The 14163-nt window shown below is 61.6% G+C and carries 12 protein-coding genes; 5 read left to right on the top strand and 7 right to left on the bottom strand.

Annotated features, from left to right (window positions below; genetic code table 11):
- Positions 1-5 precede the first annotated feature (5 nt).
- The 3 genes from FB009_RS08970 to FB009_RS08960 are packed head-to-tail and all read right to left on the bottom strand — an operon-like array spanning position 6 to position 3205.
- Positions 6-1040: an ABC transporter substrate-binding protein gene (locus tag FB009_RS08970; RefSeq protein WP_145161559.1), complete on the bottom strand. Its 1035-nt coding sequence runs from the start codon at positions 1038-1040 to the stop codon at positions 6-8.
- Between the two features lie 36 nt (positions 1041-1076).
- On the bottom strand, positions 1077-2546 hold the full coding sequence (locus FB009_RS08965) for a sulfatase-like hydrolase/transferase (protein ID WP_012067351.1): 1470 nt from the start codon (positions 2544-2546) through the stop codon (positions 1077-1079).
- Entirely contained in the window at positions 2543-3205 is a 663-nt protein-coding gene (locus FB009_RS08960) for a GntR family transcriptional regulator (protein ID WP_012067350.1), read from the bottom strand. Before FB009_RS08960 ends, FB009_RS08965 begins: the two co-directional genes overlap by 4 nt.
- Before the next feature lie 280 nt (positions 3206-3485).
- Between FB009_RS08960 and FB009_RS08955 the strand changes: the two genes are divergently transcribed.
- Complete coding sequence (locus tag FB009_RS08955; protein WP_127580580.1) at positions 3486-3665, top strand: hypothetical protein; 180 nt, start codon at positions 3486-3488, stop codon at positions 3663-3665.
- A gap of 431 nt (positions 3666-4096) precedes the next feature.
- Here FB009_RS08955 and FB009_RS08950 read toward each other — a convergent pair whose 3' ends face one another.
- Positions 4097-5854: a glucan ABC transporter ATP-binding protein/ permease gene (locus tag FB009_RS08950; protein ID WP_012067349.1), complete on the bottom strand. Its 1758-nt coding sequence runs from the start codon at positions 5852-5854 to the stop codon at positions 4097-4099.
- 53 nt (positions 5855-5907) lie between these two features.
- Between FB009_RS08950 and FB009_RS08945 the strand changes: the two genes are divergently transcribed.
- The 3 genes from FB009_RS08945 (at position 5908) to pyc (ending at position 10585) form a co-directional block, all read left to right on the top strand.
- Complete coding sequence (locus FB009_RS08945) at positions 5908-6069, top strand: hypothetical protein (RefSeq protein WP_012067348.1); 162 nt, start codon at positions 5908-5910, stop codon at positions 6067-6069.
- Between the two features lie 167 nt (positions 6070-6236).
- Entirely contained in the window at positions 6237-6977 is a 741-nt protein-coding gene (locus tag FB009_RS08940) for an autoinducer binding domain-containing protein (RefSeq protein ID WP_012067347.1), read from the top strand.
- A 149-nt stretch (positions 6978-7126) separates the two neighbouring features.
- Positions 7127-10585 carry a pyruvate carboxylase gene (pyc, locus tag FB009_RS08935; RefSeq protein ID WP_102045028.1) on the top strand — a complete coding sequence of 1153 codons (3459 nt, stop codon included), beginning with the start codon at positions 7127-7129 and terminating at the stop codon, positions 10583-10585.
- A 76-nt stretch (positions 10586-10661) separates the two neighbouring features.
- On the opposite strand, the gene FB009_RS08930 is transcribed toward pyc, so the two are convergent.
- The 3 genes from FB009_RS08930 to FB009_RS08920 all read right to left on the bottom strand — a co-directional run bounded on the left by FB009_RS08930 (position 10662) and on the right by FB009_RS08920 (position 13016).
- Entirely contained in the window at positions 10662-11423 is a 762-nt protein-coding gene (locus FB009_RS08930; protein ID WP_012067345.1) for an amino acid ABC transporter ATP-binding protein, read from the bottom strand.
- Complete coding sequence (locus tag FB009_RS08925; RefSeq protein ID WP_012067344.1) at positions 11420-12100, bottom strand: amino acid ABC transporter permease; 681 nt, start codon at positions 12098-12100, stop codon at positions 11420-11422. The genes FB009_RS08930 and FB009_RS08925 overlap by 4 nt, the downstream gene beginning before the upstream one ends.
- Before the next feature lie 142 nt (positions 12101-12242).
- Positions 12243-13016 (bottom strand): amino acid ABC transporter substrate-binding protein, encoded by a 774-nt coding sequence (locus tag FB009_RS08920; protein WP_012067343.1) that lies wholly within the window; start codon positions 13014-13016, stop codon positions 12243-12245.
- 266 nt (positions 13017-13282) lie between these two features.
- On the opposite strand from FB009_RS08920, the gene FB009_RS08915 reads away from it, so the two are divergent.
- Positions 13283-14065 (top strand): DeoR/GlpR family DNA-binding transcription regulator, encoded by a 783-nt coding sequence (locus tag FB009_RS08915; protein ID WP_029721668.1) that lies wholly within the window; start codon positions 13283-13285, stop codon positions 14063-14065.
- The last annotated feature ends 98 nt before the right edge of the window (positions 14066-14163 follow it).

The following is a 14163-nucleotide window of genomic DNA, read 5'->3' as shown; positions in this document are numbered from 1 at the left end:
GAGCCTCACTTGACCTGAATGTCTTTCGGGATAGGTTCCAGATCCGAAAATGCCTTGGGATTGCTTTCCTGCGCGGCCTTCAGAAAGCTTGTGTCGATGGAATCCGATGGATCGAATACTTTTTCGACCCGGCCGAGACCAACCAGAAACGGCAATGTCTTTTCCTGATACATTGCGGCGGTATGCGCCGAAATGCGCGAATCCAGCGGGATATTCTTCAGTGCTAGAGCCATGGTTTCGGCATCGACGCCCGAAATCCAGCGGGTGTTTATCTCAGCCGCCTTATCGGGGTTCTGACGCACCCATTGCTGCGCTTCGGCGAAGGCAGCCATGAAGCGCTTCAGCTCCTCAGGCTTTTCCGTGGCAACCATGCGGGTTGTCAGGATCGTGCCGGGATCATAGCAACCCGCGCAGCCCCCCGCGACGACCTCAACCGTTCCTTCGATTTTCGTCAGCGCGGTCGCGGCCCAGGGCTGCCAGATCGAAATGGCATCAACGTCCCCCTGAGTCAGCGCAGTCACCAGCTCTGCCGGCTGCACATTGACCAGTTGCACATCCTTCTCGCTGAGCCCTGCCGATTTCAGTAACCCGAACAGATAACCCTCCGCACCCGTACCGCGCGGCAAGCCGATCCGTTTCCCGGCAAGCGCCGCAATATCGGCTTTTTTGACGCCCGATTCAGCCGAGGCGATAACGGATTGGTTGTCGGAATAGTCGGTACGGTTCGGGTCACCGTGCAAATGCCCGATCAGGACAAGGGGAAACCCGCGTGAAATCCCGGACAGGAACGGGACCGAGCCCATGACATTGACTTCCTGCGCCCCGTTCATGAGCCCGTTCACCATATCAACGCCGGACTGATACATAACCACGTCCGCATCCAGGCCATGTGCGGCGAATATTCCCTTCTCGACCCCGATGAAGACCGGAGCATGATCGACAGCCGAAGCGGCGCCGATGCGGATGGGCAAGGGATCCTCGGCCCAGGCGGTGCCTGTCGAAAGCGTCGCGGCAAGGATGGCGGCAATTAGGTGTTTCATGTGTTTATTCCTCCCAGAATTACATGAAAATGGCGGTTAGTTATCGAGTCTGTTCATATCGGCGGTGTATTCCCAGACATGGGTCTGCGCTGGCTGAACCTCACGCGCCCAAGCGGCGAGAATGTCTTTCTCGGCTCGTCGTTCCCGCATGCGGGCGGCAACCGTTTCGGGCCGCCAACCGTCATGGGCCAGGCGCGCCGACAATCGTTGAAACATTTCCGCACAATCCGGGTCCTCGGCGCGATTGATACGCTCATCCGGATCTGTGGACAGATCAAACAAAAGCGGCGGCTCGCCGTCATAGACGGACAATTTCCACGAACCTGACCGGATCATCCGCTGCTGCACAGCCCGTCCTCCGGTCCATGATGGTACCGGATCCGTACAGTATTCGCTGAATGTCTCGTTCTCCCATGGCGCTTCGCGATCACAGGCAACGGCCCAGAAACTTTTGCCATCCGCATAGGGCAAAGGCTGAGCCCCCATGACCTCGATCATCGTCTGGCTGAGATCGACCAGATTGACGACCTGATCCCGGCTTTCGCCCGCCGGAATGGCGCCGGGAAGCCGCATCACCAGCGGAAACTTCACGGATTCTTCAAAGAATGTATGTTTCCACCACAGGCCACGTTCTCCGACATGGTCGCCGTGATCGGACGCATAGACGATCAGGGTATCGTCCATCGCGCCGATTTCCTTGAGCGCGTCGAGAACCTGCCCGATCATTTCATCGGTGCGCTGCACAAGCCCCCAATAGGCGGCACGGGCGCGATCCCTGACTGCATCAGACACTTCGCCGATGCCGCGGTCGTGACGCCACCACCGATGCCAGTCATGCTCGTCCTGCGGCACATCCAGACGGGGCGGCGGTACTTGCCCGTGATAATGGTCGAAGGCCTCGCGATCGACGACATAGGGGGCATGCGGCGTCATCAGCCCGACCGTCAGGCAAAATTGCTGCCCGGCGGCGTTTCTGGCCGCTCCCTTATCCCGAAGCCAGGCCGCAGCGGCATCCACGACGTCCTGATCTTTCCGCTGGTAGATCGCCATTCCCGCTCCACTTTGCGTCAGGGATACGGAATCCGGTTCGTTGGTGCCTTCAAGCACACCCATGGGAAATCGTGCGATCCCCGCGAAATTCGGCGTATGATCCCCGATTCCACGCTCGGCATAGCCGTGAAGCTGGTCCGGGCCTATCGAATGCATCCGGCCGATCAGCGCGGGGCGGTAGCCGGCCTCTCCCGCCCGGTGCAGCCATGTCGGGACATCCGAACGAAGCATGTCGTCATTCGTCCAGCATTCCTGCCTGTGCGGCCAGCGGGCGGTCAGCATCGACATCCGGCTTGGCGTGCAGATCGGTGACGGGCAATAGGCATTGTCGAAGCGCACACCTTCCTGCGCGAGCCGGTCGATATTGGGCGTTCGGACGACATCATCGCCATAACAGCCCGCTACTTTCTGCGCGTGCTGATCAGAGAATATGAACAGGACATTCGGCTTGTTCACGATGACAGATCCTCATGTCCAAGGGCGCGCCGCCATGATGTGGTGAGATGAGACTTCAATGCGGCGACCGCAGCGTTTTCATCCGTCGCCAGCAGCGCGTCGATAATCGCCAGATGCTCCGACATGGCATCGACCAATCGTGACGTGGTGTAGTTCTTGTTGGAGCGGATCAGCCGGACACGGTCCTGGATTATCCTATGGGTGCCGCTGATCAGCGAGTTATCGAAATGAGCGACCAGCATATCGTGAAGCGCCAGGTCGACCTCCAGCCCATCCTTCAGATAGGTCTGGTCAGAGGCATCGGCCCGCTCTGCCCGCGATCTGATGTTCTGGGTCCGCTCGCGCAATTCCGCCAGCTCAGCACGATTCGGCGACCCCGCCATTTTTCGCGCCGCTTCCTGCTCGATGAGAAGCCGGAACTGGAAGGCTTCATTAATCAGGCTCAGGTTGATATCGGTGATCTGCACGCCGCGCTGGGGCAAAATGTTGATCAAGCCTTCGGCTTCAAGCCGCTTCAACGCTTCTCGGACAGCCCCCATCGGGCTTTCGAGTATGTCGCACAGCTCTCTTTGCGACAGAAAGCGCCCCGGAATCAATGTCCGGTCAAAAAGCCTGTTCTTGAAATTCTCATATGCGATCTGCCGCAATGGCGCCGACATCCCCGCTCCTTCCCGACATCTAAGTACTTACCTAGTACCTAGTAAGATTTTAGTCAATGTGCGTCTGATAAGACGCACGGCGCTGTAGATGTTTTGATCCATGGTTTGACGGTGCGGTCCTCTCTCAGGAATGGAAGGAAGCCTCACGGGAAAAGTTCGTCACCGGAGCGTCACAACCACGTTCGCCGTCAATGTTGCAAGACAGCGGACGCAAGCTTCGCTCTCGCAGTTCGCCCGGCCTGACTCGTTACGGCGACCGACAGCGTCGTGCGGCCATCATATGTCGTTCCGCTACCAATCACCCGTACCAGCCTCGGGCGAGACGATCGGCGCGGTCCACCGCGCTCTTGGCGCCGTTTACCGCGAGGCCAGCCGCTCGGCAAGGAAGTGGGTGAGCGAAGGCATGACCCACCCGCGGGCGACCGATTGCGGAAAGGCACTTCTCTCGGCTATTCCATGACCCGCCACAAGGCATCGCGCCTCAAGAGGGCGGCGCCGAGCCTGGCGCGGCTGGATCGCCCGCTTCCGGTCGGCCGGAGTGAAAGGTGTCTGAAGGAATTGGATGGCTGGCTGCGGCGCAAACTGGACTATATTGTCTGGCGACAATGGAAACGGCCTGCCACGCGTGCCACGCGCCTGAGCGACCTGACGGAACAGCGGCACGTGACTCGGCCGGCAACGGTCATGAACCCTGGTGGAACGCCGGGGCCAGCCACATGAACGATGCATTCAGCAAGGCCTTCTACCATCGGCTCCGGATGACCTCGCTTCAGCAGGAACTCCGACGGCTAACTGACTTACACTTGGTGAGCCGCCGTGTGCGAAACCGTACGCACGGGAGGAGGGACGCCGCAAGGCTCCCCTCCTGCCCGATGCAGACCAGCGATGGGATCACGCTGCCGTAAGGCTCTTGCGAACATCCTCGTCCGTAAGGATCCCGCTGGCGCGAAGCAGTGCGGCAAAGCGGCCATTGCTCTGGCTGAGCTCGTTGAAGCCGCCCATTTCCACGATTCGGCCCTGATCCATGAAGATGACCAGATCGGCCTCCCGCACCGTCGACAGGCGGTGGGCGATGATGAAGGTCGTCCGGTCCTTCCGGAGCGCGTCGATCGCATCCTTGACTCGGGCCTCTGTCTCCACGTCGAGCGCGCTGGTCGCCTCGTCCAGCACCAGGATAGGCGCGTTCTTCAGGATCGCGCGGGCGATGGCGATCCTTTGCCGTTCGCCGCCCGACAATCGGTTGCCGCGTTCGCCGACGACCGTGTCGTAGCCGTTGAGGCGGTCCTCGATGAAGTCGCTCGCAGCGGCGGCTTCGGCGGCGGCCATCACCTCGTCCAGAGAGGCGTCCTCGCGGCCGAGGCGGATATTGTCGCCGATCGACCGGTTCATGAGGCCCGCATCCTGAAAGACCGTGGCGATCGACCGGCGGAGCGACTTGCGGGTGACGGTTCCGATGTCCACGCCGTCGATGAGGATCTTTCCGCTCTTCGGCTCATGGACCCGCTGCAGAAGGTTGACGAGCGTGGTTTTTCCGGCGCCGGTCGGGCCGACAATGGCAACCGTCTGGCCGGCTTTGGCCTTGAAGGACACGTCGCGCACGCCTTGGGCCGAGTTCGCGAAGTCGAAGGAAATGTCCCTGAATTCGACCTCGCCGACGACGCCCTTGAGTTCCCCGGCATCGGCGGGTTCCTCGCGGTCCTGAACCGAATCCTCCAGCTGGAAGAAGTCTTCGAGCTTGGCGCGGGCTTCGAAAATCTGGGTGGCGAAAGCCTTCATCTGGTCGAGACGGCCGATCAGCAGATTGGCGAAGCCGATGAAAGCAATCACCTCGCCGACGCCGAGCTCGCCGCGCTGCACGAGAACGGTGCCGATGACGAGGATCGCCATCATCGATATGGTTGAAGCGATGCGGTTGAGGCCGCTCGCCAGAGCCCACCAGTCGAGGACCGGGTACTGGGCCGACAGCAGACGCTGGGTGAAGTTCTTCAGCTCGCGCGTTTCGGCTTCGATGCGGTTGTAACTGTGCACCACGGAAACATTGCTGATCGAATCCGACACATGCGAGAAGACCGTGTGATAATGGCTCTCGACGGAAGCCTGGCCCTCTTTCGTGCGGCTCATCACGGCCTTGCTGATCATCACATAGGCTGCGCCGAGCACGACGAGGATGAGCGACAGCCGGACGTCCATCGCAAAGGCCGTCGGAACCAGAAGCACGAGCGCCACTGCGGTCGCGAGATGCTGCCGCATGAATTCGAGCCAAAGGCCGAAAAGCGTCTCGCAAGCGCGCAGCAGCGTATGCAGTGCGTTGGAGGTGCCGCGCTGGCTGTGCCAGGAAAGCGGCATCGAGATGATGCGGCCGAAGGCTTCGGTCAACAGCGAAGCACGGCGGCCGTGGGCAAGCCGGTCAGCCTCGCGCGAGACGAGAACGAAGGCGATCGTATTGAAGACGCCGAAGCCCGCCCACAGGAGCAGCATCGGCGCCACGTCCTTCTGTGTCGAGATCGCGTCGATGATCCGGCCGAAGAGAATCGGCTCGGCGATGGTGATGGCGGCCAGGACGATATTGGCGACAACGATCGCCCCGACACGAAACTTGTGGACAGCAAGATACTGAAGCGCTCTTGCATACACCTGAAACAAGGACACTGTCTCACCCCTTTCGGGTATCGGATTTGACGCCGCAACGGCACGATGCGGCAATGCGTAGCGTCTTGTACCGGCCGGAAAGGATGCTCTTCATCCATTTGCCGTCCGACGAAGCCGCGGGTGACGGCCTTTACGTTCTTCCCGAAAAACTCAGGGAGACGGGGCGGGAGAAGACAGAGGGATCGACCAATTCCATGGGAGGGTTGGCGGTCTGATCCATCGTTAGCTATCTTGACGCCTCGACTCCGAGTTTTTGCAGGTTTCCTGCAAGACCGAGCGTGATATGAAGAATTATCGCGGTTGCAACATGAATGGCTTCTGAACGGCGTGTTCACCTGGCCTGGAGGGGTTGCGTTGCGCGTTTTTGATTTGAGGGTGCTCTATGAATATCACGTTGCTCGTACAGTTTCTGGCGCTTCTGGAAGAGATGAAGACGCGCGAGGAGATTCTGCCCGAGTTCGAGCGCCTGCTCGACCGCTGCGGCTTCGATTTTTACGGTGTCGTGCGTCAGCCGAAACCGCATGAGAATCCACTCAGGCTCCTTCTGGCCGGACGCTGGCCGGAGGGTTGGCCGCAAATTTACATTCGCAAGAAATACGTCGTCATAGATCCTACGATCCGCTTCCTCGGACATGCCCAGCGCGGTTTCCGCTGGCGCGACACGCTCGTGGCCTTCCGTTCGGACCCGCACCGCAAGCGCATGGAAAGCATGATGATCGAGGCACGCAATCACGGCCTCTTCGACGGCTACATTTTTCCGGTGCACGGCCGCCGCGGACTCATGGGCAATCTGACGGTAGGGGGGCGGGTGGTCGATCTGAGCCCGGTGGAATTGAGCCTTTTCGACGCCATCGCAAAGCGGCTGTTCTGGAAGCTGCTCGAACTCACCGATCCGGAGATCATGGCGGAGCTCGTCTCGCGCGTCGAAGTCCAGATGACGCGGCGTGAAATGGAAGCGCTCCATTACCTCGCCGACGGCATGACGTCGAACGACATCGGCAAGGTCCTGGATATTTCGAGCCATACCGTCGACTGGTACATGAACGGCATTCAGGAAAAACTGAAGGCGAAAAACCGGCACCATGTGGTGGCGCTCGCCTTCCGCCTGGGACTGATCTCGTGACTTGATGGTCAAACACCGTCTCCCGCCCCTCCTGACCGAATGGGTCAGGATTCATGTCGCGTCTGAAATTGCACTTCATTCCTCGACTCGCTAATAGTCTTTTCGCGGGTGCAGCATTCCCGCGTGTCCAAGACCATGAGGAGTCCGACTTGTCCATATCGAAGATCCTTGTCGCCAACCGTTCCGAAATTGCCATCCGCGTCTTCCGCGCGGCCAATGAGCTGGGGCTTAAAACGGTCGCGATATGGGCTGAGGAGGACAAGCTGGCGCTGCACCGCTTCAAGGCGGACGAGAGTTATCAGGTCGGACGAGGGCCGCACCTTCCCCGTGACCTCGGGCCGATCGAAAGCTATCTTTCGATCGACGAAGTGATCCGCGTCGCCAAGCTGTCCGGCGCGGACGCCATACATCCGGGCTACGGCCTGCTTTCCGAAAGCCCCGAGTTCGCCGAGGCTTGCGCCGTAAACGGCATCACCTTCATCGGCCCGAAGCCGGAGACGATGCGTCAGCTCGGCAACAAGGTTGCGGCCCGCAATCTCGCGATCTCCGTTGGCGTGCCGGTCGTGCCGGCGACCGAGCCGTTGCCGGACGATACGGACGAGATCAAGCGGCTGGCCGAGGAGATCGGCTATCCGGTGATGCTGAAAGCTTCCTGGGGCGGCGGCGGCCGCGGCATGCGGGCGATTCGAGACCCCAAGGACCTGATCCGCGAGGTGACCGAGGCCAAGCGTGAGGCGAAGGCTGCCTTCGGCAAGGACGAGGTCTATCTCGAGAAGCTCGTCGAGCGTGCCCGCCACGTCGAAAGCCAGATCCTCGGCGACACGCATGGCAATGTCGTCCACCTGTTCGAGCGCGACTGCTCGATTCAGCGGCGCAACCAGAAGGTCGTGGAGCGCGCGCCGGCACCCTATCTCACCGAGGCGCAGCGCCAGGAACTCGCCGACTACTCGCTGAAGATCGCCAGGGCGACCAGCTATATCGGCGCCGGCACGGTCGAGTATCTGATGGATGCCGACACCGGCAGATTCTACTTCATCGAGGTCAATCCGCGCATCCAGGTCGAGCATACGGTGACCGAGGTCGTCACCGGCATCGACATCGTGAAGGCGCAGATCCACATTCTCGACGGCTTTGCCATCGGGTCACCGGAATCGGGCGTGCCGCGTCAGGAGGATATCCGTCTTAACGGGCATGCACTGCAATGCCGCATCACGACGGAAGATCCGGAGCAGAATTTCATCCCGGATTACGGTCGCATCACCGCCTATCGCGGCGCCACCGGCTTCGGCATCCGCCTCGATGGCGGCACCGCCTATTCCGGTGCCGTGATCACCCGCTTTTACGACCCGCTTCTCGAGAAGGTGACCGCCTGGGCGCCGAACCCGGACGAGGCGATAAAGCGGATGGTCCGTGCGTTACGGGAGTTCCGCATCCGTGGCGTGGCCACCAATCTCACCTTCCTCGAGGCGATCATCAGCCACCCGAAATTCCACGACAACAGCTATACCACGCGATTCATCGACACGACGCCGGAGCTGTTCCAGCAGGTGAAGCGTCAGGACCGCGCCACCAAGCTGCTCACCTATCTTGCCGACGTGACCGTCAACGGTCATCCGGAAGCCAAGGGCCGGCCGATGCCCTCAGAGGACATCGCCTCCCCGCTCGTGCCGTTCATCGGCGACGAGGTGAAGCCGGGAACCAAGCAGCGCCTCGATCAGCTCGGTCCGAAGAAATTCGCCGAATGGGTAAAGGCACGCAAGGAAGTGCTGATCACCGACACGACGATGCGCGACGGCCACCAGTCGCTGCTCGCCACCCGCATGCGCACCTATGACATCGCCCGCATCGCCGACACCTATGCGCGGGCGCTGCCGGGTCTCTTCTCGCTCGAATGCTGGGGCGGGGCGACCTTCGACGTCTCGATGCGCTTTCTGACCGAGGATCCGTGGGAGCGGCTGGCGATGGTGCGGGAGGGCGCGCCGAACCTGCTGCTGCAGATGCTTCTGCGCGGTGCGAACGGTGTCGGCTACAAGAACTATCCCGACAACGTCGTCAAATATTTCGTCCGCCAGGCCGCCAAGGGCGGCATCGATGTCTTCCGCGTCTTCGACTGCCTGAACTGGGTCGAGAACATGCGCGTCTCGATGGATGCGGTGGCGGAAGAGAACAGGATCTGCGAGGCGGCGATCTGCTATACCGGCGATATTCTGAATTCAGCCCGGCCGAAATACGACCTGAAATATTATACGGCGCTTGCGGCCGAGCTTGAAAAGGCCGGCGCCCACATGATCGCCGTCAAGGACATGGCCGGGCTCCTGAAGCCCGCCGCGGCGCGCGTGCTCTTCAAGGCGCTGAAAGCGGCGACCGACCTGCCGATCCACTTCCACACGCACGACACGTCGGGCATTGCCGCGGCGACGGTGCTCGCAGCCGTCGAATCCGGCGTCGATGTCGTCGATGCGGCGATGGATGCGCTCTCGGGCAATACCTCGCAGCCCTGCCTCGGGTCGATCGTCGAGGCGCTGTCCGGTTCGGAGCGCGACCCGGGCCTCGATCCGGAATGGATCCGCCGCATCTCCTTCTACTGGGAGGCCGTTCGCCACCAGTATGCGGCCTTCGAGAGCGACCTCAAGGGGCCGGCCTCGGAAGTCTATCTGCATGAAATGCCCGGGGGCCAGTTTACCAATCTGAAGGAACAGGCTCGCTCGCTCGGTCTCGAAACCCGCTGGCACGAGGTTGCACAGGCCTATGCCGACGCGAACCGGATGTTCGGCGACATCGTCAAGGTGACGCCCTCCTCCAAGGTGGTCGGCGATATGGCGCTGATGATGGTGAGCCAGGACCTGACAGTTGCCGATGTCGAGAATCCGGGCAAGGACATAGCCTTCCCCGAATCGGTCGTATCCATGCTCAAGGGCGATCTCGGTCAACCGCCGGGCGGCTGGCCGGAGGCGCTGCAGAAGAAGGCGCTGAAAGGCGAGGTGGCCTATGACGCGCGTCCGGGCTCGCTGCTCGAAGACGCCGATCTCGACGCCGAACGCAAGGACATAGAGGAGAAGCTCGGTCGCGAGGTGACCGATTTCGAGTTCGCCTCCTATCTCATGTATCCCAAGGTCTTCACCGATTATGCGGTGGCCTGCGAAACCTACGGCCCCGTCAGCGTACTGCCGACGCCCGCCTACTTCTACGGCATGGCGCCGGGTGAGGAACTCTTCGCCGAGATCGAGAAGGGCAAGACGCTGGTCATCCTCAATCAGGCGCAGGGCGAGATGGACGAGAAGGGCATGGTCAAGATGTTCTTCGAACTGAACGGCCAGCCGCGTTCGATCAAGGTGCCCGACCGCAACCGCGGCGCTTCGACGGCCATCCGCCGGAAGGCGGAATCCGGCAATGCCGCACATCTCGGCGCGCCGATGCCGGGCGTCATCTCCACCGTCGCGGTCGCCAGCGGCCAGTCGGTCAAGGCCGGCGACGTGCTGCTCTCCATCGAGGCGATGAAAATGGAGACAGCGCTGCATGCGGAGAAGGACGGCGTCGTCGCGGAGGTGCTGGTCAACGCCGGCGATCAGATCGATGCCAAGGATCTGCTGATCGTGTTCGGGGAGTAGAGCACCCGCCGCGTCGACGAAAGACCTCCTGACGGTGTAGAGAAGGGCCGCGGGAAGCCGGCCCCTCGGCCGAATTTCAGATATCGTAGCTCATCGGCGCGCTGAGCGAGGCGATGAATCGCTTCGTGCGCTCCCGCTCCGGCGTGGAAAAGATCTTGCGCGGCGGACCGCTTTCGACGACGACGCCGCCATCCAGGAAAACCACGTGATCGGCGACGCGGGAGGCGAGGCGAAGGTCGTGGGTTGCCATGATCATCGTCGTACCATCGCGGGCGAGGCGGCTCAGGACCTCCACCACTTCCTCCGCCAGTTCGGGGTCCAGCGCCGAGGTCGGTTCGTCGCAGAGAAGCACGCGCGGCGATGGCGCGAGCGCCCGGGCGATCGCCACGCGCTGTTGCTGGCCGCCGGAAAGGGTCGCCGGCCAGGCATCCGCCTTGTGTGCCATGCCGACCTTCTCCAGAAGTTCGAGCGCCCGTGTCCGGGCCCGGTCGGGGGGCCATTTGAGCACGGTCACCAGGCCCTCCATCACATTGCCGATCGCCGTCTGGTGCGGAAAGAGCTGGAAATTCTGGAACACCATTCCGGTCTGGCGGCGCAGCCTCTGGATCGCCTGCCAGCCGACCTTGCGGCCCTCGGCGAATTCAAGCCGGTCGTCTCCGAGCCGGATCGCCCCGGCGGTCGGGATTTCCAACAGGTTGACGCAGCGCAACAGCGTGCTCTTGCCGCCGCCGGAAGGTCCGACGAGTGCGGTCACGCTGCCCTCCGCGAGCGAGACGCTGATGTCATTCAGCACGGTGTTGGTGCCGAAGCGCTTGACGATGTGGGAGAGCTCGATCATGCGCGCGCCTCCAGGAAGCCGCCATAGCGGGCGAAGCGCTGCTCCAGTTTCCCCTGCAGCGCCGAAAGAACGGAACTCATGACAAGATAGATCAGGGCGGCCTCGATGTAGAGGATCAAGGGTTCATAGCTGGTCGCGACGATGCGCTGCGCCGTCTGGAACAGCTCCGGCACCGTTATCGCCGCTGCGAGCGACGTATCCTTGACGAGCGAGATGAAGGTGTTCGACAGCGGCGGAACGGCGACGCGGCCCGCCTGCGGAAGGATCGTCCGGCGCATCGCCTGGCTCCAGCTCAGGCCGATCGAATAGGCCGCTTCCCACTGTCCCCGCGGAACAGACGAAATTACCGCGCGGATGATTTCGGAACTGTAGGCGCCGATATTGAGCGTGAAGCCGATCAGCGCTGCAGGAAAGGCGTCGAGCAGGATGCCCATGCTCGGCAGGCCGTAGAAGATGACGAAGAGCTGCACCAGCAGCGGCGTGCCGCGGATCACCCAGACATAGAATCGCGCCACGACCGCGAAAGGAGCCGGGGCGAAAAGCCGGACGACGGCGGTCACGAGGCCGAGAGCCAGACCGAGGGTGAAGGAGAGGAGCGTCAGCGGGATCGTGAAGATCAGCCCCGCCCAGAGCAGGGCCGGCAACGAATCCGCCATCAATTGAAGCCAATGGGGCAAGGGAGCACCTTTCAAAACGCGCGATCCGTCCCGGGTGCCGGGACGGATCGCGATTCATAAGCAGGATGGGCATGGGTGTGAAGCCCACGTTCCCTGCAACTGTCCCGGAAGAACGCCGCGTTCCCCCAGGCAATTCGCGGCGCTACTTCGAAACGTCGGCGCCGAAATATTTTTGCGAGACCCTCTGATAGGTGCCGTCGGCCTTGATCTCCGCCAGCGCCTTGTTGATTGCCTCGAGCAGTTCCGGCTCGCCCTTGCGGATGATGATGCCGGAATAATCGGCGTCGGGCTTTTCGGCGGCGATCTTCACGTTCGCATCCGGCTTCTGCTTCTTGAAGTCGAGGAAGGAGAGGCTGTCATTGATGGTCGCGTCGGCGCGGCCCGTCAGCACAAGCTGGATCGACTGGTCGAAACCGTCGGTTCCCACGAGCTCGGCGCCCGAGGCCTGTGCGAGCTTGCCGAAGTTGCTGGTCAGCGACTGTGCCGATTTCTTGCCCTTCAGATCGGCGAAGTCCTTGACCTCCTCGTCGTCACCGCGGACGATCAGCACGGCCTTGGAGGCGATATAGGGCTCGGAGAAGTCGTATTTCTTCTTGCGTTCCTCGGTGATGCCGACCTGGTTGATGACCGCGTCGTAACGGTTGGCGTCGAGGCCGGCGATCAGGCCATCCCACTTGCCTTCGAGGAATTCCGGCTTGACGCCGAGCCGCTTGGCAACTTCCTGGCCGATCTCGACGTCGAAGCCGACGAGAGCGCCGCTCGCATCATGATAGGTAAAGGGAGCATAGCTGCCCTCGGTGCCGATCTTCAGAACGCCTGCGGATTTGACGTCTTCCAGGTTGGAGCCGGCATGGGCCGGCGCGAAGGCGGCGAGTTGCAGGAGGGCAGCGGCAAAAAGCGTTGGAAGGATTTTCATCGTGGATTCCAGTTCTGGTTCTCCGGCGTCATCCGGATTGCGGCGAGATTCGCACAATCCGTTCGGTTTCCAAGCGCATAAAAGACCAATTCCGAACCGTTTCGATGAAGATTTTTCTTCGAAAGGACTGATTTCCATCCAAAACACTGCGGCGCGGAATGTTCCGTCGGCTTCCGCAGTTTTGCGACCGGACTGGATTGAAATACCCGATCAAGGGTGATAATCACGTTTTCATCGATTCATGCACGTTTGTGCACGGTTTGCTTATGACAACAGATTTGCTGCTGCGAGAAAGAAAAAGCCTGATCCAGGAAAGGCTGAGAACCGAGGGCCGGGTGCTCGCGGTTGATCTCGCGCGCGAACTGGGCGTGTCGGAAGACACGATCCGGCGGGACCTGCGCGAGATGGCCGCCGCTGGTCTTTGCGAGCGTGTTTATGGCGGAGCGCTGCCGATTCCGCCCGATGCAGGTCTGCTTACGGTGCGGGTGTCTCGCGCGCCCGAACGGAAGGCGGCGCTGGCACGGGTTGCGGTCGGGTTTCTGAGGCCGCGCATGACCGTGTTCCTCGATGCCGGTTCGGCGAATCTCGCGATCGCGCAGGCAATCGGTCCCGAACTCTCGGCGACGGTCATCACCAACACGCCCCTGATTGCCGCGGCCTTGATGGAAAAGCCGGGCATCGACGTCATCCTCATCGGCGGTCCGTTGAACCGCGCCGTCGGCGCGGCGGTCAGTGCACGGGCGCAGCGTGACGCCGAGCTTTTGAGGCCGGATCTTGCGATCCTCGGGACATGCGGTGCGGATGCCGAGGCAGGCCTGACCGCGTTTCATGTCGAGGATGCGGAATTCAAGCGGCTGATCGCTTCCAGGAGCCGCTCCCTGCTTGCCGCCGTGACGACCGAGAAGCTCGCTACCGCAGCGCCGCACACGATAGTCCCCATAGACGGTTCCTTTACGCTTGTTCTCGAAGCGGATGCGCCGGATTCAGAGGTCGCGGCGCTCAGGGCGCGAGGTGCGAACGTCGTTCTTGCGAAGGAGATCGCCGGATGAACATTGCCCATTTCGACCTTGGGACCGAAGAAGCCGTGATCCCGACGTCAACTTCATCGAAAATCACCATTTGAGCCGGATCGATCCGGCAGCGGAAG

The organism is Sinorhizobium medicae, from assembly GCF_007827695.1.
Lineage (GTDB): Bacteria > Pseudomonadota > Alphaproteobacteria > Rhizobiales > Rhizobiaceae > Sinorhizobium > Sinorhizobium medicae.
Note: the sequence above shows the minus strand (reverse complement) of the source record. Positions and strands in the feature narration are given on the sequence as shown.

Coding starts and splice junctions, on each gene's coding strand:
- FB009_RS08970 (WP_145161559.1), bottom strand. CDS start 1,040: ATGAAACACCTAATTGCCGCCATCCTTGCCGCGACGCTTTCGACAGGC.
- FB009_RS08960 (WP_012067350.1), bottom strand. CDS start 3,205: ATGTCGGCGCCATTGCGGCAGATCGCATATGAGAATTTCAAGAACAGG.
- FB009_RS08955 (WP_127580580.1), top strand. CDS start 3,486: ATGTCGTTCCGCTACCAATCACCCGTACCAGCCTCGGGCGAGACGATC.
- FB009_RS08945 (WP_012067348.1), top strand. CDS start 5,908: ATGCGTAGCGTCTTGTACCGGCCGGAAAGGATGCTCTTCATCCATTTG.
- FB009_RS08940 (WP_012067347.1), top strand. CDS start 6,237: ATGAATATCACGTTGCTCGTACAGTTTCTGGCGCTTCTGGAAGAGATG.
- FB009_RS08930 (WP_012067345.1), bottom strand. CDS start 11,423: ATGATCGAGCTCTCCCACATCGTCAAGCGCTTCGGCACCAACACCGTG.
- FB009_RS08920 (WP_012067343.1), bottom strand. CDS start 13,016: ATGAAAATCCTTCCAACGCTTTTTGCCGCTGCCCTCCTGCAACTCGCC.
- FB009_RS08915 (WP_029721668.1), top strand. CDS start 13,283: ATGACAACAGATTTGCTGCTGCGAGAAAGAAAAAGCCTGATCCAGGAA.